Genomic DNA, 26591 nt, shown 5'->3' with positions numbered 1-26591 from the left:
ACTGGTTCTCCTCGCGACGCGTACAGAACAATGCCGCTCCTGACGGCAAACCCCTAATGCCACGTGATCACCTGTGTAAACGCGTACAGCAACAGGCGAAATCACCTGGCACTGATCTTTTGCAACGCCGTTGCCTGTCAGGCCACCCACCCACCGTACCGACAAATCTGGCCGCAAAACGCCCGAGTTGGGCTCGTGTCGCAGGGGCGCGTTTTTCGCTCTTGTTCGCCCTAGTGTGGATTCTGTGAGCAGTGCAAGCATCGTCATTCCCGCCTATAACGAAGGCAAAGTCATTGGCCGTTGTCTTGATGCGCTCGTGAGCACTGGGATAGACGCCGAGATAGTTGTTGCTGTCAACGGCAGCACCGATAACACCGCCGAGATTGCCCGCAGCTATGACAACGTCCGCGTGATCGATATCGCTATGCCAGGAAAAGCGAACGCGCTTAACGAGGGTGATCGTGTCGCACAAGCATTCCCGCGCATTTTCCTTGACGCTGACATTGTTTTGGGTCCGGGAGCTTTAGCAGCGATGGTGGAAACTCTCACTACTTCTCACACACGGGTCGCTGCCCCGCAAGTTCGTTTTAATTCTGCAGGGGCCAGTTGGGCCGTGAAACAGTATTACGAGGTGTACGAGCGCACTCCTTACGTCACTCAAGGCTTGGTAGGTTTGGGCGTATATGGTCTTTCCCGCTCAGCTCGCAGTCGTTTCCGTGAATTCCCGGCACTCCAAGCTGACGATTTGTTCATTCAGCGTCTTTTCGCACCTGCTGAACGCATCACCACTGCGGGATGGTTTGAAGTGCAGACTCCTCGAACTCTTAAAGATCTTGTCCGAGTCCGCACTCGCGTAGCCCGAGGTAACGCAGTGTTAGCCGCTTCTAGCCATACTCTCCCGGCAGCTGACTACAGCCCCACCACTACCTCCACATTCCGTTCTCTGGGCGACATCGTCCGCCATGCCCCGCATTTGGCTCCTGGCGCCGCGATTTACACCAGTGTCGTGACCGCCGCGCGGTTGCGTGCTCGACGCAGCAGCACCGCGTGGCACCGCGACGAATCCACCCGCTGACCTTCCAGGAGTCTTGTATGCCTACCCCTTCGGTTCCCCCGACCATCCCTGATGACGCCAGCGACATTAAGGTCGCGTACCTGGTCAGTAAGTATCCCGCTCTTTCTCACACATTCATCGAACGTGAGATCGCTGGTTTACGCGCCTTGGGGGCACGCATCGACACGTTCTCGGTGCGACGCTGCCCTGATGCTGAGCTGATCTCCGCGGCGATGCGGCAGGAAGCTGCTGAAACCACTGTTCTCATTGATGAGGTACCGGCAACTTTTCCTCGCATGCATGCTCGACTACTCACCTGCCAACCCAACGCGTATGTGCGCACCCTGATGCGGGCAGTCACCACCGGCGAACCACACCCCAAAACCCGCCTGTGGCAAGGGTTCTACTTCGCTGAGGCGGTCAAACTCCACGACCAGATGCGCGCCCGGGGGCTACGCCATGTCCACGTCCACTTCGCGAACGTTTCCGCCGATGTCGCCCGCCTAGCCGTGGCAATTGGCCGTTTCATCGACGGCCCCACCTCTGACTGGCGTTGGTCACTGACCATGCATGGCCCTACTGAATTCGAAGGCGTCGATAAAGTCGACCTGCCAGCCAAAATCGTTGATGCCGACGCCGTCAGCTGCATCACTGACTTCACCCGCAGCCAACTGATGCGGTACGTCGACCCCGCTCACTGGCACAAACTAGCCATCACACACATGACCATCGACCCCACCATCTATATGCCACCTCCCGATGGCCGCGCTGGACGTGAGGGACAGCCCTTACGGCTCCTGTTCGTGGGGCGCCTCGTCCCTGAAAAAGGTGGACCGCTCCTACTCGAGGCACTCACGCTGCTCAAAGAGCGCGGAACTGCCGTGCAGGTGCGTTTCGTCGGAGACGGCCCCGCACGCGAACTACTCGAACGCAGCACCCGCGAGCGCGGGCTAGATCACATGGTCGAATTTGTTGGGGCGGTCGGACAAGACGACATGATTCCCCACTATCACTGGGCCGATGTTTTCACTTTGCCCTCCTACATGGAGGGGTTGCCCGTGGTAATCATGGAAGCTCTTGCCACTGAATTGCCTGTCATCACCAGCCGTATCAACGGCATTCCCGAGCTCGTCCACGACGAGGTCATGGGGCATGTTCTCACCCCGGGGCGAGCCGATTTACTCGCCAACGCCATCGAAGACCAGGCCCGCAATCCTGACCGTCGACAGGCGCAAGGACATGCCGGCCGCAAAGCCGTTCTCGACAGCTACACCATCGACTCCCAAGCCCCTGTCATGGCTGATTTTCTCCGTACCGTCAGCCCCAACGCTGGCAAGTAACCCCACCCCTGGCATGCCCTGTCACTGAAGGATCACCGCAGCAGAAAATACCCTGCGACCCTCCCTGGCACCTCCCCGATTAACCCTTACCTGCGCGGTACTTTCAACGAACAGAGGTTCTGTGCGCACGGTATTGACCCTCGTCTATCTGCCTGCGCGCGTTCAACGTCCCGGAGGAAACCGCATGGCTACCCCTCACACTCGCCTCGGAGACTGTCCGCACCATACCGACACCAGCGACCGGCTCATCGCCACGGCGCTGGCAGTCACTTTTTCTCCCCTTTTAGCTGCTCGCGCAGCTATCGCCTACGCCACCACCGGCCACGTCTATGAACAGCACTCACGGCTAGGGCGCAACCTCACCCCGATCACAATTCGATCCTTTGCAGGCTCAGCACCCGGGCGTCGACTTCCTTATCTGCTGTCCGTAGCCAGAGGCGACATGTGCTTTATCGGACCCCGCCCCCTGGACCCTGAAGACGCTGAAGCCCAACCGCGCCGCACACCCAACATCACTCCAGGATTCCTCTCCCCCAGCCGGTTACGCGCTCGACTCGGCATCGACTACGAACCCGAAACCCTCACCTGCCACCAACGGCTGTTGTCTAAAGATGGCATCGCTTTAACGGCCCGCTACCTCATTGCTGAAGTTCTGGGCGGCAACGGACTTGCCACCCCAGCCACATACACACAACTCGGCTTATCCATCACCAACACCACCATGGACGAAGCACTCACCTGGTGCGTGGAGGCTGCCCGCACCCGCCCAGCGTCCACCCTCGTTTTCGTTAACGCTGCCTGTTACAACGAAAGCGCAGAAAATCCGGCCTACGCCAGCGCCCTCCACCACGCGGACCGTATCTTCCCTGACGGCATCGGCGCCAAGCTTGGGGCCCGCCTGCACGGGGTTTCACTGATAGCCAATCTCAACGGAACTGACATGTTCCCACGGCTGTGCGAACGTGCCCGCAATGAAGGACTTTCTCTTTTTCTTCTCGGGGCTCGGCCGGGCATCGCCGAGGCTGTTGCCCAGAACATGACCTCCAAATTCCCCGGGCTACACATCGCCGGAACCCGCCATGGATATTTCACCTCCGAGGAAGAACCTGAGGTCATCGCAACAATCAATAACTCTGGCGCTGACATCCTCCTCATTGCTTTCGGGGTTCCGAACCAAGAGCTTTGGATTGACCAGCACCGCAAACAACTCAATGTTGGCCTTATCCAGGGCGTAGGCGGGCTTTTCGATTTCTACTCTGGCCGTATTCCCCGGGCACCTTTGTGGCTGCGTGAGATCGGGCTCGAGTGGGTGTGGAGGCTTGTGCAGGAACCAGGGCGCATGTGGCGCCGATACATCGTCGGCAACCCACGGTTCTTACGCCGCGCCTGGCTCGACTCGCGCTGCACCCGGCACTGTCGTCACCACAGCACCGGGCAACGTCCTCTACTGAACTACCGCGACGAATACCCCGAAAACTAACAACGAGTTTTTCCGACCTCTAAACGGATCACCCTGTGACTGCGGTTATATCCTCACCGGTCAAATGTGGCTGATTTTGGTGTGCTTAGACCTCGGCCGCACCAATTCCGCTGCCCTGCGCTGACCCTCAGCAGCCGCACGCACTTGATTACGGATAGACCGCACAAACATATGCGCCCCATGCTTGACCTCACCTGGCCGCGCAGGCACCATTCCCGAGCGTAAAATCAACGCCACGTCTCCCACTGCCCCCACATTGGCCAGCATCGTCGTGAAATACCGAACCGCTCGCTCTCTCTGCTCAGGAGTCAATTCATCCCGATGCTGCAAGACATGCGCCCACATACGACGCATCCCCTTGACCACCCGCGAATTATCAACAGTGATCCGGATTGGGTCATGCGGATCAACTAAATAATCCACCAACACTTCACGCACTACACACACCGCCACTAGCCGGGAAACCCGCACATAAAACTCCCAGTCCTGCTGAGCAGGCATCGAAGCATCCAATCCCCCTGCCTGCAGCAGAGCTGAACGACGCACGATAATCGCCGAAAACCCACCCAGGGGATTCCACGTCATCATCTCGGTGGCAATCCACCCATCCACCTGCGGGATCTGCACCATCTCTGACGTGCCATCTGGTGCGTAATGCTCAATCCCGCACCCAGCCAACCCATACTCAGGCCCGCTTGCCCGCAGCATCGCCAACTGTTTCTCCAGCTTGGTTGGACGCCACGCATCATCACTATCCAAAAACGCGATCCATTCACCCCGTGCATGTGCGATCCCGGTGCTGCGTGCCGCGTTCCCGCCCTTGTTGACTTCGTGCTCATAAAACCGCACCCGCGGGTCGCTCACCCCGGCCATATACTCAGCCGTGCCGTCTTGCCCGTGATCGTCAACAACAATCGCTTCCCAGTCCGTGAACGTCTGAGAGTACACCGACTCCAACGCGCGCTGCAACACCCCGAGCCGTTTATACGTAGGGATGATCACTGAAACGGTGGGTGCAGCATCAGTACTGTTCCGCTCCGTTCCGTCATTGGCCGGGGTCATGAAAGCCTCCGAGTTGCCTCACGTGCGTTCCGATTTGCCAGGCAGCGCTCAAACGCTTCTGACACCTCTTTACAACCACCCTCACGGTTCTTGGTTTTGATAGCCAGCCAACACAACTGTCTTTACTAACCCATGAAGATTCTTTGACTCCTCCTGCCTTGCTTGTCCGGCGCTGCCTTCTATGCTCGGCCCCATGCCCCTGAAGTCGATGCTCCGCTCACTGAAAAAAGAACGTCTTCCGCTGCTGCGACTCCAGGCGCGTCATCGAGGCGCGTGCATCTCCACCACGGTGAAATTCTCCGGCGATCCTGGCCAGGTACGCCTAGGAAGCAAGGTCACCATTGAGGGGCCAACAGTGATCAACGTCGCTCAGGGCGGAGAACTCAACGGTTCTTTGCTGGAAGTTGGTGACCGCACCTACATCGGCGAGTTCAATAACATCCGGTGTGCGGGAGCCCGGATCGTTATCGGAGCTGACTGCCTCATTTCGCAACACATCACGATCATTGGCACTAATCACGGCACTGCACCAGGAATCCCCATCAATACACAACCGTGGGCAGGGGAAGGCGTAGTGATCGGTGACGACGTGTGGATCGGTGCCGGTGCAGTAGTGATGCCTGGGTCGCAGATTGGTGACGGGGCTGTGATCGGTGCTGGCGCGGTGGTGCGTGGGCAGATCCCTGCTGGGTGGATCGCGGTAGGTGTACCAGCCAAGCCAATTCGCCAGCGATCCTAACCGGCTATCACGTGATAGCCGGTTCGTTCATCGGTCCCGGCGAGGTATAACTGGGCGGGCTGGGATCCCCACCCACGTAGTGTTTGGTTCGGTGTCGGAGACAAGAACTGCGTTGGCGCCGATACTCGTCCCAGATGCCACTGTGATGGGGCCAAGGATTTTCGCACCAGCACCGACGACGATGTCGTCGCCTAGCGTGGGGCCTTCCCTGGTGTTACGAACGCCAAGGACAGTCTGATGGTAGAGCGTGACATTCGCGCCGATGCTCACGCTGGGGTGGATCATCACGCCACGCAGGGCGTGTGGGATGCGCACGCCAGGACCGATCCACACTTGGTTGGGGATCTCAGAGCCGATGAATCCTTCAACCCACACGAATTTGAGGACTTGCAGCACACGTCGGATCAGGAAAGCTTTTATACCTGGCTGCCGGTGCCACGCTCGTCCTGCTCGCAGGCAGAAAAGGGTGAGGCGTTGTGTCCAGTACGGGTTGCGGGGAAAGTCGGCGGCGAGCATGGCACGACACCATCGGACCGGGTCCTGAACGGGTTGGTCGGCAGTAAGGGGTCGGGGTGGCCCGGCGGCTGTTTTTTCTCGTGCCATCGCAGAGCTCTCCTTTGGGCGGGTGCATACCCGGAAGTACAACGTTAGCCGGGCGTGCACAGCCTAGTGCGCACTCCCGGCCAACTCTGGCGGTTCGCGATGTGAATATTTGTGTCGCTTAACGTTTCCCGTAGTTGACGGGTAGTGCTTCTAGCTCTGTCCAAGGGAAGTCGCGCATCGTGGACCAGGCATCGCTACCCAGATAAGCAGACCAGGGGTCTTTACCTGTTTGGGCAGTGATAACTCGGCTGGATTCGGCAGTGACTGCGACGGCACCGGCGTTGTCGGTGACGATGAATCCGTATTTTTTCGCTGCTTCGGCGATTATGCGACCGGCAGGGGTGAGGTTGTACCTGTCTAGGTCAAGGTTTGCTGGTAGGCGCAGTCGTTGACCTTCGTAGGGTGCGTTGGGGTCTGTCGAAGTGCCATCGGTACGGTTGGCAGGCCAGCTGTATCCCAGTCCGCTGGGGGTGGGAACTGCTAGAGCGATCGCGTGGTCGATGCGTCCGCGGCGAATGTCGTCCAGGGTGATCATTCCGGGTGAGATAGCCATCCCGGAGGCTGAGGCCCCGAATCCGTCAGGGAAAACTGTTTCGTGGGTGGAGAAGTTGTCGATGCGTCCTCCCCAGCAGGCCTGCCAGCGGTTTTTGCTGTCGCGGGACATTTTCCAGAATTCCCAGAGTTGATCGGTGGCTGGGTCGTAGATGCTCATTTCTCCGTCACTGCCCGCGGCAGGGATGGCGTTGGCGGGCACGGGCACTGACCGGAAGTGCGCGGCTCCATCGAAAAGGTTGCTCGGTACTCCCCAGTCGACGGCGCAGGAGTGGATGATGTCGATTCGTGGTGTGCCTGGCTCTGCCACGTGCATGGCAGTAGTGAATTCACGGTTGTTGAATCCTGCGTATCCGTCGTAGCGGGTTGCGGCTTGACGGGCGATGTAATCGCCGACTGCCTGGGCGTTGGCGGCCAGGGGGGCGTTGCTGATGTCAGTGGCGTAGACCGATCCGGGGTAGAGGGGGAATGGAAGGCCTGGATAGTTGCGCTCTACGGTGGTGTAGCTGGTCAGCGTGGTCGCGCTGGTGACCTCGATGGCGCTGATGGTTGGGGTTCCAGCAGTGGCGCGGAAGGTGAGGTCGAGGATGCCATCTGTGACGTTGGTTTCGAAGGTGACGTCGTAGGCGGTGCGGGGGCCGACTGCAGCGGTGATGTCGATGTCTTTGACCACGGTGGTGTCTTCGGCGAGGACATCGAAGACACGGCCGCCTTTGTTCCAGTAGGTGTTTTCGACCATGGCGAGGCGTACTTTGTAGCGGCCTTTGCCTGGAACATCGAGGGCGTATCCGCGTGGGTTTTGCACGTAAGTGCGGTAAACCTCGTCATCGTCTGTGCCTTGGATGTCAATGCCGCGCAGCCCACGGTCGACGCGGTTCGTACCGAGTGTGGCTGACCAGCGGTTCCAGACGTTGCCGGATTTGTCGGTGACTGGTGTGGGTGAAGCCACCATGCGTGAGGTGAATGAGTTGTGTGGTGTGGCGGTGGATGGCGCTGGTGCGGGGGCAGATGGGGCTGCTGGGGTGATGGTGATTCCGGCGATGATGGCTTTATCAACGCTTGCGAGGAATTTCAGATCGAGTGCGCCGTCAGTAACGTTGGTGGTGAAGGTGATGTTGTGTGCGGTGGAGTACCCAGCAGTGGCGTAGATGTCTAGATCGTCAACGACGGTGGCACCTTCGGCAGTGATGTCGAAAACGCGTTTGCCTTTTGCTTTCCAGTAGGGCTCTGCGGTGGCGATCGTGACGTTGTAGCGGCCAGCGGTGGGCAGAGGAATTGTGGTGCCGGTCAGACCGTAGACCTCGTAGCGGTAGAGGTCCGGGTCGTTGGTGTTAGTGATGGGCTGGCTGGCAGGGGCAATACGGTAGTTGGGGGTTCCGCGGAGCGTGTACATGGGTTTCCAGGTGTTTCCCGCTGGATCGACGCGTGAGGTGGTGCGGGCAGCCAATCGAATGGTGTTGGTGGTCGTTGCGGTAGCTGCGGGTGCTGCGCTGTATTGGGTGGCGTGACCTGGGGTTACTGCTGCGGAGGTGATAGTTCCAGCAAGTGCCAAAGCGATGGCTGTGCGTGTTGGTGTGTTGTAGGCAGGCATGATGATGGTTCCTTCCGTGGGGGGGTGTACACGCCGAGGCATCCGTTCCTCGTCTGATGTGTCTTGTGGGGTATCCCGCTGCGTTGAGGGATACAAAGTAGGGAGGCCGGGTATGTACGGCCTCCCTGACTGTGTGTGGTCAGTTCTTGCCGTAATCCTTGGGAAGGGCTTGCATCTTGTCCCAGGGGAAGTTTTTGAGTGCGCTGTAGGCGGGGCCGCCTAGCAGGGTGTTCCAGGGGTTGGTGCCGGTGCGGGCTTGTTCTGCTCGGCCGTCTTGGGTGGCGACGGCCACGGCTCCGGATCTGTCGGAGATGATGAAGCCGTATTTTTGTGCAGCCTCGGCGACCATTCTCCCGAAGGGGGTGAGGTTGTAGTCGTTGAGGTTGATGGTGGGGTCCAGGCGGATGCGTTGCCCTTCCATGAGGGCGTTGGGGTTGGTGGAGATTCCGTCTGATCTGTTGGCGGGCCAGGAGAATTTGTCCCAGCGGTGGCTGTCGAGGACAGCCAGGTACATGGCGTGGTTGATGGTGCCTCGGCGTGCTTCGTCGATACCGATGAGGCCGGGGGCCATGGCTAGTCCGGAAGCGCTAACGCCGTAGGGGAAGGTGAATTGACCGATGTTGGTTGAGAGTTTGTCGATGCGCCCGCCCCAGCATGCTTCCCATCCGTTGGTGTTGCGGCGCATCTGCCAGAACTCCCAGAGTTGGTCAGTGGCGGGGTTGTAGATGCTCATTTCGCCGTCGCTTCCGCGTGCTGCGGTAGCGTTGGCTGGAACGGGAACGTTGACGAAGTATTTGGGGCCGTCGTAGAGGCCTGCGGGGGTGGAGGGTTTTTTCTGGCAGTTGTGGAATCCCACGCGGATGCGGGGGGTTTTGCCGGTGGCGATGTTGACTGCGCCGTTGAATTCGTAGGCGTTGGTGGCTGCGGTTCCGCCCCAGTTGTCGTGTACTTGGCTGGCTAGGTGAGCGATGGATTGCTCGGAGTTGGCGGCCAGTGGTGCTTTGTCGATGGGGGTGTAGAAGGGTGAGCGTGCGTCGAGTTTGACGACTCGGGTGTTGGTGGGTGTGGCGACTTTGCCGCGGGAGGTGACGGTGACGGCGCTGATGACGGGTTTTTTGGCGCTGCGGGAGGTGAATTTGATGTTGAGGAGGCCGTCGGTGACGCGAGTGGTGATGTTGAGGTCGTAGCCGCGGTTGCGTCCTGCAACACGAGCGATATCGAATCGGTTTGCAACCTTGCGGTTTTCGGCGGTGATGTCGAAGACGCGTTCGCCGGGGGCTGCGGAAGGTTCGACGAACATGAGCCGGACCCGGTAGGTGCCCTTGGGAACGGGGAGTTGATAGCCCGTGGCGTTGTTGGCCAGGGACTGGTAGGCGATGCGTTCACGGGGTGAGGGCACGCTGGTGACGGTGACAGCGGAGCGTTGTGTTGTGCCGAAGGTTAGGGGCATACGCTCCCAGAGTTTGCCGGATGCGTCGCGTACTGCACCGGTATGTGAGGATGCGCGTACGGCAAAGACGCTGGCGGGCCGAGCTGCCGTGTTTTGGGTGGTGGAGGTTTTGCCAGTGGTGGGGGCGTTGTTAGGAACCGCGGCGGCTGCTACGAAGACGGGGGCCAAGAGCAGCGCGGATGCGGTAGCTATCGTTGCACGGCCAGCGATATGCGAGCTTGCGAGGCGGATCTGTGTAAACAAGGCGGGGCCTTCCCTGGCTGAGTGTGTCGCGGCGGCGTTGCCGCGCTGACACATACCTCATCGACCGCCATTTACATCACATGAGTGTGTTTTATTTCCTTGTCCAAGTCATATGACACATCCAGGTGTCCATCAATAGGTGTGGGGCTCCGACCATGGTCGGAGCCCCACACCTATTGCATTGAGCACCCCGGTTGGGGTGCTCAATGGTGGTTACTTCTTAGCGAGTTCTGCGGCCTGGCGCTCGACGTCGTCGAGGCCACCACACATGAAGAACGCCTGCTCTGGGACGTGGTCGTATTCGCCGTCACAGATGCGGGTGAATGCGTCGATGGTCTCGTCCAGCGGAACCGTCGATCCTTCGATGCCGGTGAACTGCTTGGCAACGTAGGTGTTCTGCGACAGGAAGCGCTGGATGCGGCGGGCGCGGTTGACGACGATCTTGTCTTCCTCGGAGAGTTCGTCCATACCGAGGATGGCAATGATGTCTTGGAGTTCCTTGTTCTTCTGCAGGATTCCCTTAACGCGCACGGCGGTGTCGTAGTGGGCCTTACTGATGTACCGCGGATCGAGGATACGGCTCGTGGAGGTCAGCGGGTCCACTGCGGGGTAGATACCCAGGGAGGCGATTTCACGGCTCAGCTCGGTGGTGGCGTCCAGGTGAGCGAACGTCGTGGCCGGAGCTGGGTCGGTGTAGTCGTCGGCGGGCACGTAGATAGCCTGCATCGAGGTAATGGAGTGGCCGCGCGTGGAGGTGATGCGCTCCTGGAGCACACCCATCTCGTCGGCCAGCGTCGGCTGGTATCCCACGGCCGAGGGCATACGGCCCAGCAGCGTCGAAACCTCGGAACCGGCCTGCGTGAACCGGAAGATGTTGTCGATGAACAGCAGCACGTCCTGGTTCTGCACGTCACGGAAGTACTCGGCCATTGTGAGGCCGGACAGGGCGATGCGCAGACGGGTGCCCGGGGGCTCATCCATCTGGCCGAACACGAGCGCGGTCTGCCCGAGAACGCCAGCTTCTTCCATTTCGACGATGAGGTCGTTACCTTCACGGGTACGCTCACCGACACCTGCAAACACGGATACACCACCGTGGTCGCGGGCCACACGAGCAATCATTTCCTGGATCAGAACGGTTTTACCGACACCGGCACCACCGAACAGACCAATCTTTCCACCCTGCACATACGGGGTGAGCAGGTCGATGACCTTAATACCCGTCTGGAACATCTGGGTTTTGGATTCGAGCTGGTCGAATGCGGGAGCCTTGCGGTGGATACCCCAGGTTTCACCGACCTCGAGCTTTTCTCCTTCGGGAAGGTCGAGGCAGTCACCGGTCACGTTGAAGACGTGTCCGAGGGTGGCGTTACCTACCGGGACCTGGATGGAGTCGCCCGTGTCGATGACTTTCTGGCCACGGACAAGACCGTCGGTCGGTTGCAAAGCGACGGCACGAACGACGTTGTCGCCGATGAACTGAGCGACCTCGAAGTTGATGCGGCGCTCTCCTTCGGAGAGGGTCACCTCGCTGTAAAGCAAGTTGTACATCTCTGGCATCGAGTCCTCGGGGAACTCGACGTCGACGACGGGGCCGATGACGCGGACAAGCCGTCCCGTGCCGGGCGCGTTGGCGTCCTGGCTGGACTCCTCGACGAACGCAGTTGACATTGCTGAGTACTCCTCGTTCTCTCGCCCGATCACGCGTCCGCGAGCGCGTCCGCGCCGCCCACGATCTCGGTGATCTCCTGGGTGATCTCGGCCTGGCGAGCTTGGTTCGCCAACCGGGTGTAGGTCTTGATGAGCTCTTCGGCGTTGTCAGTTGCCGATTTCATGGCTCGTTGCCTGTTGGCCAGTTCGGATGCGGCCGCCTGGAGCAGGCAGTTGTAGATGCGGTGACGTACGTACTGGGGTAGTACGGCGTCGAGGACCTCGTCTGCGCTTGGTTCGAACTCGAACAGTGAGTGCATTTTCTCGTGTTCGTGCTCGGCGTCGACGACAGCCAGAGGTAGCACGCGGCGGGCGCGGACTTCTTGGGACACCATCGAGTTGAACCGCGTGTAGACCACGTGGACCTCGTCGAAGGGTTGGCTGTCGGCAAGGAAGCCATCAAGCAAGGTGTCGGAGATCTCTACGGCGGTCTCGTAGACCGGCGCATCCGTGTTCCCTTCCCAGGAGTTGACGAACTCGCGTGAGCGGAAGGAGAAGTATTGGATTGCTTTGCGTCCATAAAGGAACGCTGAGACTTCGATGCCTTGCTGGTTGAGGCGTTCGACGAGTCGCTCTGTTGCTTTGAGGACGTTGGCCGAGTACGCACCTGCTAGTCCTCGGTCACTGGTAACGACCAGAACCGCTGCCCGGCGAGGGTTGGTTACCACGCGGGTGAGGGGGTGGTCGACGTCCGAGTGTCGTGTAACCGCAGCAAGTGCTTTGGTGATCGCGTCGGCGTAGGGAGTGGTGGCTTCGACGCGTCGACGGGCTTTACCCAGTCGGGACGAAGCCATGAGCTCCATGGCTTTCGTGATCTTCTTCGTCGCAGTGACGGAGCGGATGCGGCTCCGGTACTCCCGGATCTGCGCTCCCATGGAAAACCGCCTTCCTGATCGGATCGGACGGGCTGGACCGGGCCGCCGACATTGTGTGATGTCGGCGGCTTACGGGCCTCAGCCGCGTCGGATCGTCTCCTGATCCATTTGCTCGTCGCTGAGGGCGTCAACGTCCTCGGCGGCCGAGCCGGGAGTGATTGCTCCTCCGCTACCGGCCTGGAATTGGTTGTCGAATTCCTTCACTGCGGTTTCGAGGGCGTCGATGGCGGCGTCGTCGAGTTTGCCGGTTTCGACGATGCCGTTGAGGACTCCCTGGTGGTTGCGTTGGAGGAACTCGTGGAATTCAGCCTCGTAGCGGCGCACGTCGGAGACCTCGACTTTGTCGAGCTTTCCGGTGGTGCCAGCCCAGACGGACACAACCTGTAGTTCGACGGGCAGCGGGGAGCTTTGCGGCTGTTTGAGCAGCTCAACCAGGCGGGCACCGCGGTCAAGCTGAGCTCGGGAGGCTGCGTCGAGGTCGGAGGCGAACATGGCGAACGCTTCCATGGCGCGGAACTGGGCAAGGTCGATCTTGAGGCGGCCGGAGACCGACTTCATTGCCTTGATCTGCGCGGCGCCACCAACACGGGAGACGGAGACACCCACGTCGATAGCCGGGCGTACGTCGGCGTTGAAGAGGTCGGCCTGGAGGTAGATCTGGCCATCGGTGATGGAGATGACGTTGGTGGGGATGTACGCGGAGACGTCACCGGCTTTGGTTTCGATGATGGGTAGTCCCGTCATCGAACCAGCTCCAAGCTCGTCGGAGAGCTTGGCACAACGCTCAAGCAGGCGAGAGTGCAGGTAGAAAACGTCACCGGGGTAGGCTTCACGGCCCGGCGGGCGGCGCAGCAGCAGTGACACTGCACGGTAAGCCTCAGCCTGCTTGGACAGGTCATCGAAGACGATGAGGACGTGTTTGCCGCCGTACATCCAGTGCTGACCGATGGCCGAACCGGTGTAGGGAGCCAGGTACTTGAAGCCAGCGGATTCAGAAGCGGGGGCGGCGACGATGGTGGTGTATTCCAAAGCGCCGGCCTCTTCAAGGGTGCCGCGCACCGAGGCGATCGTGGAGCCCTTCTGACCGATAGCGACGTAAATGCATCGGACCTGCTTGTTCGGGTCTCCTGATTCCCAGTTGGCTTTCTGGTTCAGGATTGCGTCAACGGCAACAGTGGTTTTACCGGTTTGACGGTCACCGATGATGAGCTGGCGCTGGCCACGACCAATCGGCACCATCGCGTCAACGGCTTTGATACCTGTTTGTAGTGGCTCGTGAACGCTCTTACGCGACATCACGTTGGGAGCCTGGAGTTCAAGCTCGCGGCGTCCTTCTGCCTTGATTTCGCCAAGACCGTCTACTGGGCGGCCCAGGGGGTCGACCACGCGGCCGAGGTAGTTGTCGCCGACAGGCACGGAGAGAACTTCTCCGGTGCGGTGCACTGCCTGTCCTTCTTCGATGCCGGAGAAATCACCCAGAACGACCACACCAATTTCGTGGCGGTCGAGGTTCAGGGCCAGGCCCAGGGTTCCGTCCTCGAAGCGCAGCAGCTCGTTGGTCATCGCTGAGGGCAGGCCCTCGACGTGTGCGATGCCGTCACCGGCGTCGGTGACGCGTCCGACCTCCTCGCGGGAGGCCCCATCGGGCTCGTATGACTGGACGAACTGGTCGAGGGCGTCCCGGATTTCCTCCGGACGGATCATGAGCTCCGCCATCGTTAAGTCTCTCTCCTCATCGGCGGCCGCGAGGCGGCCAGTTGGGCTATCGGTGCCGGGGATCCGGCGGTGTGCCTCGGTGCCTGACACCGGGCGGTGCTGGTATCAGGACACACTCAAGGTGCGGCTGACATCGGCCAGTCGACGCTCGATCGTGCCGTCGATGACTTCGTCGCCGACCTGAATACGAAGACCGCCGAGCAGCTGGGGGTCCTCGACCTGGGTGACGAAAATGGTGGTTCCGTACATTTTGCTCAGGCCCGCTTGCAACCGGCTGACGGCTGTTTGTGGGAGCAATGTACGGGTGGTGACGACAGCGGTGACTGCCTGTCGTCGTTTGGCCGCGAGGCTGAGGTAGCGCCGAATGACCGTCGCATAGTCATACCCGCGGGGGTTAAGCACGGGGCGCTGGGCGATCCAGACGGTGTCGGGCAGAACTTTTCCGGCGAGCAGGCGCGCCACGAGTTCTGCTTTAGCGTGCTTGTCTCCGCGATCCTCAGAGAGCGCTGCACCGATCTGGTGGTCCTGACGGAACTTTTCCTCGACGGCGATGAGCTCGCGCTCTATCTGGTCAAGGTTTCCTTCGGTTTGCGCTGCGGCCAGGACGCAGTCGCCACCGAGGCGTTCCATGCCGGTTACGAGGTTGTAGGACTCTTTCCAGTGCCCAGAGACGGCGGCCTCGACAACAGCCAAAGCAGGTTCGCTGAGTCGTCCACCGAAAAGACGACGTGCCAGTTCACGCTTGGACCACGCATCGCGTGAGCGATCCGTGAGAGCCATTCGTAGTTTGGCGTTGTCGGCAAGAAGTTCCGAGACCGAGAACAGCTCTCCGGCCAGGGAGCGGAGGTCAGGACCTCCAGCCCGCTGGTAACCGGCGAGTGTCTCGACCGCGCTCTGCCATGCCGAGCGGGGTGCACCATCCATCAGCGACCTGCCCGGTCCATCGTGGAGGTCTCACGCTGCAAGGTGCCGTCTTCGAGCTGTTGCAGGAACCGCTCGATGACACCGTTGCGTCGAGCGTCGTCCTGAAGGGACTCGCCGACAATGCGACCTGCCAGATCGGTGGAGATTCGCCCGACGTCGTTTTTCAGTTCAGCCATGGCGCTTGCACGCTCGGCTTCAACCTGACGGCGGGCAGATTCAATGATGCGCTCGGCTTCAGCGCTGGCCTGGGCCCGCATCTCGGCAACGATTGCAGCACCTTCTTCACGGCCGCGTTCGCGCATCTGGTTTGCTTCGTGGCGGGCGTCTTCCATCATCCGCTGGTACTCGGCCTTAAGAGCTTCCGCCTCGGCGAGGGATTTCTCCGCACGGCTCATGTCGCCTTGAATGGCGTCCACACGCTGTGTGTAGGCGGTCTCCATCTTGGGAACGACGTACTTGATAATGAAGATGAGGAAGACGGCGAAGAAGACACAGCCGAAAATCAACTCACCGAGGTGAGGGAGAATCGGCATGCCTAAGCCGTGGTTGCCGCCACCGCCCGCTGCGGCGGGAACGGCGGCCGCGAGGTTCGACATGTTCTGCACGGAGAACTCCTTGTGCCATGCATCGTCCCGGCCTGGTTAGGCCGGGCGTTGGGGGTGGGCGGTCGGACTCAGCGGAGGATGAAGACGAGAACGAAGCCCAGGATGGCGAGTGCCTCGGCGACAGCGAAGCCCAGGATGGCCAGCGGCTGGAGGACGCTCTTGGCCTCAGGCTGACGGGCCACACCGTTGATGAGGGCAGCGAAGATGAGGCCGATCGCGAGGGCCGGGCCCAGCGTCGAGATGCCGTAGCCAACGAGGGAAAGGGAGCCGGTCATGATCTGCAGATTCCTTCTCTGGTGGTGAGTTACCTCGGCTGGTGCCGAAGCATCGTTCGTGTGAACGGGTGGTCTATGAAGTTGTGAGTAATGGGTGCATCACCTGGTGGAGATGCGGTTAGAAGAAAAGTGTCAGTGTGCTTCTTCGAGGGAGCTCGAGATGTAGGAAGCAGTGAGCAGGGTGAAGACGTAGGCCTGCAGGAACTGGATCAGCATCTCGAAGCAGGTCATGAGGAAGGCTCCGCCGTATGCAGCGATGCCTGCGGCTTTGAGAGCTCCGGGTGCGCTGAAGAGGAGGAATTCACCACCGAGAATGAACAACACCAGAGTCATGTGACCGGCAAGCATGTTGCCGAAAAGACGCAAGGTGAGAGTCATCGGCTGGATGAGGAACTTGGTGACGAATTCGATGAGGAAGATGAAAGGCACGATCCAGGCGGGAAGACCGCCGGGGACCATGGTCTTGAGGTAGCCGCCAACGCCATGCTGCTTGAGGCCGACGTAGTGGTAAGCCAGGTACACCACGAGGACAAGGGCGAGTGGGAAGGCGATTCGGCCAGTGGGCGGGTTTTGCAGGAACGGGATCACGCCAGCGAGGTTGTTGGCCAGGATGAAGGTGAACAAGGCCAGCAGCAGCGGCAGGAAACGCAGGAAGTGTTTGCTGCCAATCATGTCGCGTGCGATGCCGTTACGAACAAAGTCGTAAATGAACTCGACGAGGAACTGGGATTTGGTGGGCACGACCGCTGCGCGGCGGGCACCGAGGAACAAGAACGTGGCGATGATGGCAACTGCCACGAGGGACACCAGCATGGGGCGGGTGAAAGCGAATGCACCGTCGCCGATGAGTGGGGTCCAGAAGTCACCGGTGGAGGGTGCCACGAACTCGCTGCCGGAAGCGGTGAGGGCTCCGGCGAAGGCCGCGCTGGTGAAGCTCACGAAATCTCCTCAGATGTTGTGCGGTTCAATCCGGGGGAAGCGGTCACGTTAGGACGCGCTACCGGCTCGTTCACCTTGGCGGTGTGCGGCGCAAAGGCGGAAGGGACAGGGGATTGGCTCCCACCGTACCGGAGCCAGACGATGTACAAAGACAACCCGAGCCCCAGGAGAGTTCCGACTGCGATACCGAATCGTGTTCCGAGCCATATGTCGATGAGGTAGCCCAACCCGCCGTACACGACAGGACCGGCGATCAGGTAAGCCACCAGGCGCGATGCTGCGTTGGATGCGTTGTCTGACGTGTTTTTTTCGGTCTTTGCGAGGGCGTTCCAGTCGGTGTTTCGTCGTTGCGAGGGTGGCACGTATCTCACAACTCACCTCGCTCAGCTGTGGAGTAAGCAAATACACGGGTACGTAGCAAGGAGTACGCCTGTGCTGATTGCCACACCACGACCTCCACAGCGACGCTCGCGCTGAACCACTCAGGGGCTGGCATGTGAATGCGAGGCAGCTGCATGAGCACGATTCCAAGCGCGATGACTTGGATCACGTACACGCCTAAAGCACCGACGAGGTAGTTGGCGGTTGGCCCACGCAAGATCAGCCAGATCCCTAGCGCCCCCATAGCGAAAAAATGGGCGGCAAATGCAGCTCCTGCAAAGGAGGCCAGCGCTGCTCCGTCGGGCCCGAAAGCCATAGCAGTCACGGTGATGATGAGCGCCGCCACCGCACTAGCGCAGCAAGCAGTCAACATCATCGGTTTAAAAGCAGATTCGACACCGACGTCAGTGATGGTGCGTGCCCTCGAATGCGTCATGGTGGACGTCACTACGGGGCACCCCCTTGAAGGTTTGGGTCATCGTCGGCCAAGAGTTTTCAAAACCTAGCCGATCATTCAATGCCGCGTACAGACATCGAGCGAAATCTTCGAAATCAGTTGCAGCGGTTTGAACTTCGACCAGTGGAAGCAAGTGCCGCCACCTGTTGGCGGGGCATGAACTTTCCTGTGAGCACCAGCAACGTTTTACAACGTCACCGAGAAGATTCCTTTAAATCTGAGCCACAGCTGTTCCTTACCTGAGATTAACACGCACGACCTGGTCGATCCGCCAGTTCGGCACCCACAACCCCGATTGCTTTCATTCAGCCTCACGGGTTTTGGACAACCGAAGCCGAGAACGCCGCATCCGCAACCGATCCCCCACATTGAGCGTGAGCACCAAAGCAACAGCAGCGAGCAACATGATCCCTGCCAACGGCACAAGCCCATCAACAAAACTAAATGAGACGACCCCAAAAGCAACGATGGCCGCCCACAAATACAGCAAAAGCACCGCGTGCCTATGCGAGTGGCCGATGCGAAGCATTCGATGCTGAAGATGCTGAGCATCAGCTTGGAAAGGACTTTGCCCCCGGCGCACACGTCGAACCACAGCCATAAACATGTCCAACAACGGAATACCCAAAACCGCCACTGGGACAATCAAAGGCAAATAGAGAACGATTTCATCGTTCTGTGTGACGTGAGCCGTCGGATCGATATTGCCGATCATTGAGATCATCGCAGCAGAGAGCATTAACCCAAGGAACAGTGCCCCTGAGTCCCCCATGAACAGCTTGGCCTGATGAAAGTTATGCGGCAAAAATCCGATACAACTTCCAGAAATAGCAGCACATACGAACGTGCCGGTGGAGATGACGTTCGGCGGATCATAAGTGTACGAAAGCTGATAGGCATAGATAAAAAAGGCAAAAGCCGCAATAGCAACAATCCCTGCAGCCAAACCATCTAATCCGTCAATAAAGTTGACGGCATTCATCGCCACCAGGGCAATAAAAACGGTCAACCCAATAAGAACTGGACTAGGCAGTACCGTGACACCGAAAAGTGGAATTGATAGCAGCTGTACACCAAACCATGCCATCACTCCAGCAGCAATAGCTTGACCCGCCAATTTAGTGAGGGCATCAAGCTCAACAATGTCATCAATAGCCCCGACTGCAGCAGCTAAAACTCCCCCAGCACAAATACCAAGAATTTCAGTGCTGTCGAAAATCTGAGATAGATGCGGCAATTGTCGAGCCACTAACACCGCGGCAAGAAAGCCGAGACATATACCTACCCCACCCAGTCGTGGGATTGGTTGCGAATGCACGTCACGAGCACGCACAGCGGTAACTGCACCAACACGCACAGCCAACCGCCTAATCAATGGAGTGATGACGAAAGTACAAGCAGCAGCAAGCGTCGCAATGAAAAAGTACTCGCGCACGCTAGCCCTCCTGCCAACGCCGGTTTACCCCCGACCACGTGACACACGTGAGTTCTAGAGTCACGAGATCCGACTTCCCCCAAGGCAGAGAGCAGTCTGCGCCATAGTATCGACCCAGAACTTCATGAACAGCTATTACCTGCCGTAGGTGGTTCAGTATTCGTTCTCGCATGTCCCTTGTTCTGCTCGACGTGTGATGTGCCTTGCTCTTCAACTGACGAATCAGCCGATGCACTCGTGGCTTTCTCACCAGGGTGCGATTGTTTTTGCTCGACTTCAGGTCTGTGCTCAACTTCGGGCGTGTCCGCAGACGCAGCGTCGTCACCAGGAAACGCCACCGAACGCAACTGCACTTCAGATATTTCGCCTTCACGCAGAACTGTGAAATCCGCGCCTGTGGCATCGATGATCGTCGAGGCCTGCCCACAACCAGCCGGGCCCCCATCGAGATAGATCGACACCGCATCACCAAGTTCGCGCTCAGCATCGGCAGCACTTGTCGCAGCCGGGTGGCCATGCTTATTCGCACTCGTGACCGCCATAGGTCCAGTAAGAGCCAAAACGGCCAAAGCTAGCTCAGAATCCGGCATGCGCAGTGCCACAGTTCCGTTGGTGTCACCCAAATCCCACACGAGACTACTTTGTGCCTGCAGAACAATCGTCAACGGGCCGGGCCAAAACTCATTCACCAACCGGCGGGCATAGTCCGGGACAGATGTAGCCAACCCATCAAGCGTGCGCTTGTTCGGCACAAGAACCGGTGGCGGAATATTGCGACCACGTCCTTTCGCGGCAAGGAGGTCACCAATGGCTTCGCTATTGAAAGCATCAACCCCCACGCCGTAGACCGTGTCGGTAGGGATGACAACCACTTCTCCGCGCTGTACCGCATCGGCAACAGCATGGATCGCCGAGTCGGCTGTCTCGTTGTCGGTGCCGTCGACGATCTCGCTCATCTGTGCCTCCTCCACCCCTACGCAGGGGTGCCTACGGTTGTGCCACTGACGATCTTACGATCGTGTCCTCCACGCGCGCTTAGAGCGACCCGGTCAGCTGCTTTCTCCACTGGTGGCACGGGTGGCCACTACATGCCGGGGGCGGCCAGCGTCGTCGTTTTGATCATGAACCTTTACCCAACTTTGCTGCCCCAGCAGCACATCAACAATCGCTTTACCCTGCACATCTGCATGTTCCATCAGGAAAAGGCCACCTGGCCGCAGCAGGTCACTGGCTCGCCACGCTACGGCCGTGGGGATGGCCAACCCGTCATCGCCAAGCCCATATAGCGCCATTGCCGGATCATGCTCAGCAACCTCAGGGTCGATAGGAATCGCATCTGGCGGTATGTACGGCGGGTTAGAAACGACAATGTCAACAATTCCGTCAAGGTCGCCCGTGACAGCTTCAGCTGTGGCATCTCCGCGACGTAACTCCACCTGAGCTGCCATAGAAGTGATATTGCACTCAGCCCACTGTGCAGCATCACAGGAAAGCTCAACAGCAATCACCCGCGCTTGAGGCACCTCCGTCGCGATAGCCAAAGCGATCGCGGCAGAGCCGGTACACAAGTCCACTACAAGCGGCTCATGAACCCCTTCCTGCACGAGCGTTGTGGCCGCATCGATGGCAAGCCCAGCAAGCATTTCCGTTTCCGGCCGCGGAACAAACACCCCAGGCCCTACGCACAGCTCAAGATGACGAAACGGCGCCAACCCAGTGATGTGTTGCAAAGGAATCCGGCGTGACCTTTCAGCCACCACCAGCTCGTAAGCTGCGATATCCGCTGATGTTAAGGCATGCCCTAACAGTGCAGAGCGCTCCACATCTGCTGTGTCACATCGAGTTACATGCGCCAGAAGCAGCGCAGCATCACGCCGCGGCGAGGGCACTCCAGCGGCCTGAAGATCCCTGGTCGCCTGCCGTAAAGCCTGCCCAAAAGAGCATGATTGAACGGTCATGAGGCGGCTTGCGCCATGCGTGCCCGCTCATCAGCTTGCATCGCCGACTCCACCACGGGGTCCAATTGACCATCCAGCACAGTATCGAGGTTGTAAGCCTTATACCCCGTACGGTGATCAGCGATCCGGTTCTCCGGATAGTTGTATGTACGAATTCTTTCACTACGGTCAACGGTACGAACCTGGCTCCGCCGCGCAGCCGAAGCCTCGGCCTCAGCCGCATCTCGCTGTGCCTGCAAAAGCCTGGCACGCAATACCCGCATCGCAGACTCTTTGTTCTGCAACTGTGACTTTTCGTTCTGGCTCGTCACCACAATCCCCGTAGGCAAGTGAGTCAACCGCACAGCAGAATCCGTCGTATTAACGCTCTGTCCACCCGGGCCCGAAGAACGGTAAACATCAACACGCACGTCATTAGGACCGATCTCGATCTCGTCATCGGTTTCCACCTCAGGCATCACAAGCACACCTGCTGCAGAGGTATGAATACGACCTTGGCTTTCCGTCACTGGCACACGCTGCACCCGATGCACACCACCCTCATACTTCAAACGTGCCCAAGGAGCCTGGCCAGGCTCGGGGGTCCCCTTGGCCTTTACCGCCAGCCGAATGTCTTTGTACCCTCCCAGGTCTGAGTCAGTGGCTTCCAGAACCTGCACACTCCAGTTCCGCTGCTCCGCATAACGCATATACATACGCACAAGATCACCAGCGAACAAGGCAGACTCTTCCCCACCTTCACCTGCCTTCACCTCCAACAACACATCACGGTCATCATCAGGATCGCGTGGCAGCAACAAATGATGCAGCCTCTCCCCCGCGCTCTCCAGTTGTTGACGCAGCGCAGGCACCTCTTCAGCAAACGCAGCATCCTCGTCAGCCAACTCAATCGCTGCCTCAAGATCGCCATGCACCTGCTCAAGCTCACGAGCCGCAGCAACCACTGGCCCCAAAGCAGCGAACCGTTTACTTGCCGCCCGGAAACGTCCCTGGTCTGCCAGCAGCACTGGATCCGAGAGGTCTTTCTCCAACTGCTGGTACTCCTCAACGTGAGGTTGTGCAGCTTCCAGTAACGACTGAACTTCCATGCCAATCCCCTCTCATCACCAACGCCGCGCACACCGCGACGAAACAACGATGCGCCGGACCCAGTATCGGGTCCGGCGCATCAATCACGACCGTTAGTTGGCCTTGCGCTTACCGTAGCGGGCCTCAAAACGAGCAACACGGCCACCGGTGTCTAGGATCTTCTGCTTGCCCGTGTAGAACGGGTGGCACTGCGCACAAACGTCGGCGCTAATAGTGGCGCTCTTCGCAGCACTGCGGGTGGTGAACTGGTTACCGCACGTGCAAGTAACCGTTGTCTCGTGGTACTCAGGGTGAATGTTTTTCTGCATGGTTTCTCCTTGGTAGAGGCTGCCGGGTCGCACGGAATCATCCGAATGATGAGGTGGACGCCATGTGCGTGAACCGGCGCGTTGCGTGAACCGGCAGACAAAGCTAATTATGCCTGAGCTCCCGCTATGTGAGAAACCACCTGATCATGCGCGAGCCAAAGCCACGCTCTTGCGAGCCATTTCACGCATCACCCGCTCTATATAAGCGATCTCCGAGGCATCCCACGCGCGCTCATCAGCCCAAGAGCTGACCGAAATCACGCCAGCAACATCACCATCAACAAGTATTGGCAAGAACAACGCTGACTTAGAGCGCACCACCACAGGATCCTCAGCGATCCACGTATCCAAAGACTCAAGCTCGCTACGAGCCCCGCCATCCCATACACGCACCGCATACGGCGTCTCTATCGTCGGTGGCGTATGCGCCGAAATCCGGTACCACCACATTTCTGGAACCTGCAAACGAGCAGTCGCCGTCCGCGACCACACTGCGGCATATGGCCCCTCATCGGTCCACCCAGCCAACCGAACCGCATCAACTGCCAAAGTAGTGCCAATAGCATCCGCAGCGACCTGCGCTGCACGAACCATACTCGTCTCACGAGAAACCAACATCACGGCATCGTTACCAGCCTGCAGCAGAGCCAACGACTGCGCCTGCTGATCCACCAGCCGCAGATGCTCCCGGTTCAAATGATTCAAATCCGCCGCTACTGCTCGAATCTCCGGCGTTCCTGCCTCCACGTTGGCCCACGCCGTGCGCTCCCCCTCCACCTGCCGGCGCAACGTTTCTCGGAGCCCAAGCAACGGACCAGTCAAACTACGAACCGTCCGCCACGCCGTAAAAATCGCCAACAACGCAGCAAGCACGGTCGCAGTCAAAACAATCCGGGCACCATCACCAAGCATGTCCACCACTTGCGAGCGCCACGAAATCGCCGCCGCATCCAAAGTGGCCTGTACCGCCGCATTGTCTTGCATAGCGACTCCGTACAACGCCCGCGCCCTGACCATGTCTGCTTGCGGAGGCGTTTCTTCTTCGGCTGCTTTCGTCAGCAATCGGCTGGCCTCCACCCAAGCAGCCGTCGAAGCTCGCATCTGGGCAATCTGTTCCGAAAGATTTCCCACCCTGGATGTGTCATTCAATGGCCATAGCCATGCCAGACGCTGCACCGCATCAATATCAGTTGTGTACCTCTGAGAGAACCGATTCCACGGCGCCAGCAAATCAGCGGACGAAGAAGCGTCACCGATCTCAGCGCCTTGACTGGCAGTCACGGCAGCCGAGAAAGACCGCTCAGCCGAACGCAAATCATCCAACACCCGAACATTGGCGGCCCTGGCGGGCGCAATCACTTCCGCCTGCTTCTGCACCATTGAGGCGGCATGAGTGCTGATCCACGCTGATGAGCTCCCGATCAACACAAGCAACGCAATCAACAGCGTCGTGAAAAGAATCATCCTGGTTCGCACGGAAAGGGAACTCTTCGGTCCTGTCATGCCAGCTCCCTTCGACGCGCTCAGCCCTGGATTTGCAGCCTAGCAATGCCTTTAGCGCTCGCAGCCCCTGGGGGCCAACCGTCCGCTACTCCAACAATCAGTGTCAATACAACACGCGGTCGCGTAGATACAAGGAACGAGGGCATCTGCCCGCGCGGCCATCACCGCAGGATGCAGACACCCTCGCACCTCAATCTTCAAAGTTACTCACCCTGACTACCTCCGGCAGCCAGGTCACTCATCTTCAAGTTTGATACTGGAGTTCCGCTGCACCATCATCAAAAACTCTGCGTTGCTCTTCGTCTTCTTCATCTGCGACAGCAACAGTTCTAGCGCAGCCTGCGGCTCTAGCGCCGAAAGAACCCGACGCAGCTTCCACATGAGCTTCAATTCCTCGGAACTCATGAGAATCTCTTCGCGACGCGTACCCGAGGGGTTCACATCGACAGCGGGGAAAATTCGACGATCAGCGAGTTGACGCGACAACCGCAGCTCCATGTTGCCGGTGCCCTTGAACTCTTCGAAGATAACCTCGTCCATCTTCGAGCCGGTCTCAACCAGAGCGGTAGCCAGAATGGTCAACGACCCACCATTCTCAATGTTGCGGGCCGCACCAAAGAACTTCTTCGGCGGGTAGAGCGCACCAGAATCGACACCACCAGAGAGAATGCGTCCGCTTGCCGGAGCCGCCAAGTTATAAGCACGCCCCAACCGAGTGATCGAGTCCAGCAACACAACCACGTCGTGCCCCAGCTCGACCAGACGCTTAGCGCGCTCAATCGCCAGCTCGGCAACCGTGGTGTGGTCATCGGCAGGCCGATCAAAGGTAGAGGCAATAACCTCACCCTTAACCGTGCGCTGCATGTCCGTGACTTCCTCTGGCCGCTCATCAACGAGCACAACCATGAGGTGAGCCTCGGGGTTGTTCGTTGTGATCGCGTTGGCGATCGCCTGCAGCATCAGCGTCTTACCAGCCTTGGGCGGGCTGACAATGAGGCCTCGCTGTCCCTTACCAATCGGTGACACCAGATCCATGATTCGGGTGGTGTACACATTCGGTTCGGTCTCCAAACGGAGACGTTCTTGCGGGTACAGCGGCGTCAACTTATTGAATTCAACACGCCCTCGAGCTGCTTCTGGCGTGCCACCATTCACCGTGTCCAAACGCACCAATGCATTGAACTTCTGTCGCGCCGGGGGCTGCTCGCCCTCACGCAACGCTTTCACTGCACCGGTAACGGCATCGCCCTTACGCAACCCGTGACGCTTAACCATGGCCAACGGCACATACACATCACCTGGGCCTGGCAGGTAGCCACTCGTACGCACGAACGCATAGTTATCTAGTACGTCCAAAATGCCCGCTACCGGGACCAGAACGTCATCCTCACTGTAGGACTCCACCTGGTCATTGCTGAAGTCATCGCGACCACGACGACGGTCACGGTTACGGTTGCGGTTACGGCGGCGCCCACGGGAGTCATCTTCGTCACGGTTACGTCCACGGCGCCCACCCCGCTCACCGCGCTCGAAACGCTCCCCGCGCTCATCATCGCGGTTGCGGTTACGGCGGCCACCACGGTCGCCACGGTCCCGGTCACCGCGGTCCGAGCGATCCCGGTCACCGCCACGCTCATGGCGCTCTGTGCGCTCATCATCGCGGTTGCGGTTACGGCGGCCACCACGGTCGCCGCGATCACTCCGTCCGGAACGGTCATAGCCGTTCTGCTCCTGCCTGTCGGAGCGTCCCATACCCTCCACGGCCTGTTCATCACCCTTGTCTTCGCGCGTCTCATGCAAGCGCTCGCGGCCGGACTCCGACACGCGGGTCCGCTTCTCGTGATCTTGTGCGCCGTGATCTTCCCGCTTTTCACTGGCACGGCTCTGCTCACTGGTCTCCACGGATCTAGCGGAGCCTTCATGTGTTTGAGCAGGTCGCTCCGGCCGAGAGGAGTTGCGGCCACTACCGCGACCTGCTCCTTCAACCTCGCGAATAGCGGTGATCAAATCACCCTTACGCATCCCAGTGGTGTCAGGGATACCTATATTCCGTGCAAGTTCCTGCAGCTCCGCCAGACGCATCGTCGTGAGACCGCGACGCTTGGGGGCGGTTCCCACACCCGCTTCGGTGGTGTCGGTCACAAACGTTCCTTCCCCTCGGCGAGCAACTCGCTTCATTCCGAGGTTTTTGCCACGGCGGCCGAAGGATACGGCAGCATGTGGACGGCGGCAGAGAACGGGGCTGATTCACCGGATGTGAATACAGGCGCGTTCCTGGCGCCGTTTCGAATACGTGAAACTC

Annotated in this window: 24 protein-coding genes; 4 read left to right on the top strand and 20 right to left on the bottom strand. The window is 59.3% G+C overall.

Annotated elements, in window-relative coordinates:
- The first annotated feature begins 244 nt into the window (after positions 1 to 244).
- From CKV89_RS04675 to CKV89_RS04665, 3 genes are all read left to right on the top strand, one after another.
- The gene (locus CKV89_RS04675) at positions 245 to 1075 is read left to right on the top strand and encodes a glycosyltransferase family 2 protein (RefSeq protein ID WP_034400933.1); all 831 of its coding nucleotides are present in this window, start codon (positions 245 to 247) and stop codon (positions 1073 to 1075) included.
- A gap of 17 nt (positions 1076 to 1092) precedes the next feature.
- Positions 1093 to 2394 carry a glycosyltransferase family 4 protein gene (locus CKV89_RS04670; protein WP_095068476.1) on the top strand — a complete coding sequence of 434 codons (1302 nt, stop codon included), beginning with the start codon at positions 1093 to 1095 and terminating at the stop codon, positions 2392 to 2394.
- Between the two features lie 184 nt (positions 2395 to 2578).
- Positions 2579 to 3874, top strand: coding sequence for a WecB/TagA/CpsF family glycosyltransferase (locus tag CKV89_RS04665; protein ID WP_051277484.1), 1296 nt, complete (start codon positions 2579 to 2581; stop codon positions 3872 to 3874).
- A gap of 60 nt (positions 3875 to 3934) precedes the next feature.
- Here the strand turns inward: CKV89_RS04665 and CKV89_RS04660 are convergent, their stop codons facing one another.
- Positions 3935 to 4936: a glycosyltransferase family A protein gene (locus CKV89_RS04660; protein WP_084440986.1), complete on the bottom strand. Its 1002-nt coding sequence runs from the start codon at positions 4934 to 4936 to the stop codon at positions 3935 to 3937.
- A gap of 193 nt (positions 4937 to 5129) precedes the next feature.
- On the opposite strand from CKV89_RS04660, the gene CKV89_RS12520 reads away from it, so the two are divergent.
- On the top strand, positions 5130 to 5675 hold the full coding sequence (locus CKV89_RS12520) for an acyltransferase (protein WP_028327091.1): 546 nt from the start codon (positions 5130 to 5132) through the stop codon (positions 5673 to 5675).
- 27 nt (positions 5676 to 5702) lie between these two features.
- On the opposite strand, the gene CKV89_RS04650 is transcribed toward CKV89_RS12520, so the two are convergent.
- From CKV89_RS04650 to rho, 19 genes are all read right to left on the bottom strand, one after another.
- Positions 5703 to 6278: a serine O-acetyltransferase gene (locus CKV89_RS04650; RefSeq protein ID WP_051277486.1), complete on the bottom strand. Its 576-nt coding sequence runs from the start codon at positions 6276 to 6278 to the stop codon at positions 5703 to 5705.
- A gap of 118 nt (positions 6279 to 6396) precedes the next feature.
- Positions 6397 to 8421, bottom strand: a complete 2025-nt coding sequence (locus CKV89_RS04645) for a malectin domain-containing carbohydrate-binding protein (protein WP_161626192.1) — start codon at positions 8419 to 8421, stop codon at positions 6397 to 6399.
- A gap of 139 nt (positions 8422 to 8560) precedes the next feature.
- Complete coding sequence (locus CKV89_RS04640; RefSeq protein ID WP_157728084.1) at positions 8561 to 10114, bottom strand: malectin domain-containing carbohydrate-binding protein; 1554 nt, start codon at positions 10112 to 10114, stop codon at positions 8561 to 8563.
- Between the two features lie 213 nt (positions 10115 to 10327).
- Positions 10328 to 11785 carry a F0F1 ATP synthase subunit beta gene (gene atpD, locus CKV89_RS04635; RefSeq protein WP_028327092.1) on the bottom strand — a complete coding sequence of 486 codons (1458 nt, stop codon included), beginning with the start codon at positions 11783 to 11785 and terminating at the stop codon, positions 10328 to 10330.
- A gap of 29 nt (positions 11786 to 11814) precedes the next feature.
- Entirely contained in the window at positions 11815 to 12699 is an 885-nt protein-coding gene (locus CKV89_RS04630; protein WP_028327093.1) for a F0F1 ATP synthase subunit gamma, read from the bottom strand.
- 78 nt (positions 12700 to 12777) lie between these two features.
- The gene (gene atpA / locus CKV89_RS04625; protein WP_028327094.1) at positions 12778 to 14415 is read right to left on the bottom strand and encodes a F0F1 ATP synthase subunit alpha; all 1638 of its coding nucleotides are present in this window, start codon (positions 14413 to 14415) and stop codon (positions 12778 to 12780) included.
- Positions 14416 to 14520: 105 nt separating this feature from the next.
- Complete coding sequence (locus CKV89_RS04620; protein WP_051277489.1) at positions 14521 to 15339, bottom strand: F0F1 ATP synthase subunit delta; 819 nt, start codon at positions 15337 to 15339, stop codon at positions 14521 to 14523.
- Positions 15339 to 15935 carry a F0F1 ATP synthase subunit B gene (locus CKV89_RS04615; protein WP_034401089.1) on the bottom strand — a complete coding sequence of 199 codons (597 nt, stop codon included), beginning with the start codon at positions 15933 to 15935 and terminating at the stop codon, positions 15339 to 15341. Before CKV89_RS04615 ends, CKV89_RS04620 begins: the two co-directional genes overlap by 1 nt.
- 77 nt (positions 15936 to 16012) lie before the next feature.
- Positions 16013 to 16219: an ATP synthase F0 subunit C gene (locus CKV89_RS04610; protein ID WP_028327096.1), complete on the bottom strand. Its 207-nt coding sequence runs from the start codon at positions 16217 to 16219 to the stop codon at positions 16013 to 16015.
- A 132-nt stretch (positions 16220 to 16351) separates the two neighbouring features.
- Positions 16352 to 17158, bottom strand: a complete 807-nt coding sequence (gene atpB, locus CKV89_RS04605; protein ID WP_028327097.1) for a F0F1 ATP synthase subunit A — start codon at positions 17156 to 17158, stop codon at positions 16352 to 16354.
- Positions 17155 to 17529 (bottom strand): AtpZ/AtpI family protein, encoded by a 375-nt coding sequence (locus tag CKV89_RS04600; RefSeq protein WP_034400935.1) that lies wholly within the window; start codon positions 17527 to 17529, stop codon positions 17155 to 17157. The genes atpB and CKV89_RS04600 overlap by 4 nt, the downstream gene beginning before the upstream one ends.
- Positions 17526 to 17987 (bottom strand): hypothetical protein, encoded by a 462-nt coding sequence (locus tag CKV89_RS04595; protein WP_028327098.1) that lies wholly within the window; start codon positions 17985 to 17987, stop codon positions 17526 to 17528. The genes CKV89_RS04600 and CKV89_RS04595 overlap by 4 nt, the downstream gene beginning before the upstream one ends.
- Positions 17988 to 18297: 310 nt before the next feature.
- Positions 18298 to 19431, bottom strand: coding sequence for a glycosyltransferase family 4 protein (locus CKV89_RS04590; protein WP_028327099.1), 1134 nt, complete (start codon positions 19429 to 19431; stop codon positions 18298 to 18300).
- A 122-nt stretch (positions 19432 to 19553) separates the two neighbouring features.
- Positions 19554 to 20387, bottom strand: coding sequence for an L-threonylcarbamoyladenylate synthase (locus CKV89_RS04585; RefSeq protein WP_084440988.1), 834 nt, complete (start codon positions 20385 to 20387; stop codon positions 19554 to 19556).
- A 93-nt stretch (positions 20388 to 20480) separates the two neighbouring features.
- A complete protein-coding gene (prmC, locus tag CKV89_RS04580; protein WP_034400937.1) occupies positions 20481 to 21389 on the bottom strand; it encodes a peptide chain release factor N(5)-glutamine methyltransferase in 909 nt (302 codons plus the stop codon).
- Entirely contained in the window at positions 21386 to 22477 is a 1092-nt protein-coding gene (prfA, locus tag CKV89_RS04575) for a peptide chain release factor 1 (protein ID WP_034400939.1), read from the bottom strand. Before prfA ends, prmC begins: the two co-directional genes overlap by 4 nt.
- A gap of 93 nt (positions 22478 to 22570) precedes the next feature.
- Complete coding sequence (gene rpmE / locus CKV89_RS04570; RefSeq protein ID WP_028327101.1) at positions 22571 to 22786, bottom strand: 50S ribosomal protein L31; 216 nt, start codon at positions 22784 to 22786, stop codon at positions 22571 to 22573.
- Positions 22787 to 22930: 144 nt separating this feature from the next.
- On the bottom strand, positions 22931 to 24289 hold the full coding sequence (locus tag CKV89_RS04565; RefSeq protein WP_084440989.1) for a HAMP domain-containing protein: 1359 nt from the start codon (positions 24287 to 24289) through the stop codon (positions 22931 to 22933).
- 234 nt (positions 24290 to 24523) lie between these two features.
- Complete coding sequence (gene rho / locus CKV89_RS04560; protein ID WP_028327103.1) at positions 24524 to 26431, bottom strand: transcription termination factor Rho; 1908 nt, start codon at positions 26429 to 26431, stop codon at positions 24524 to 24526.
- Between the last annotated feature and the right edge of the window lie 160 nt (positions 26432 to 26591).

The organism is Dermatophilus congolensis, from assembly GCF_900187045.1.
In the GTDB taxonomy this organism is placed as follows: domain Bacteria; phylum Actinomycetota; class Actinomycetes; order Actinomycetales; family Dermatophilaceae; genus Dermatophilus; species Dermatophilus congolensis.
This window is presented reverse-complemented; position numbering and strand designations above follow the sequence as displayed.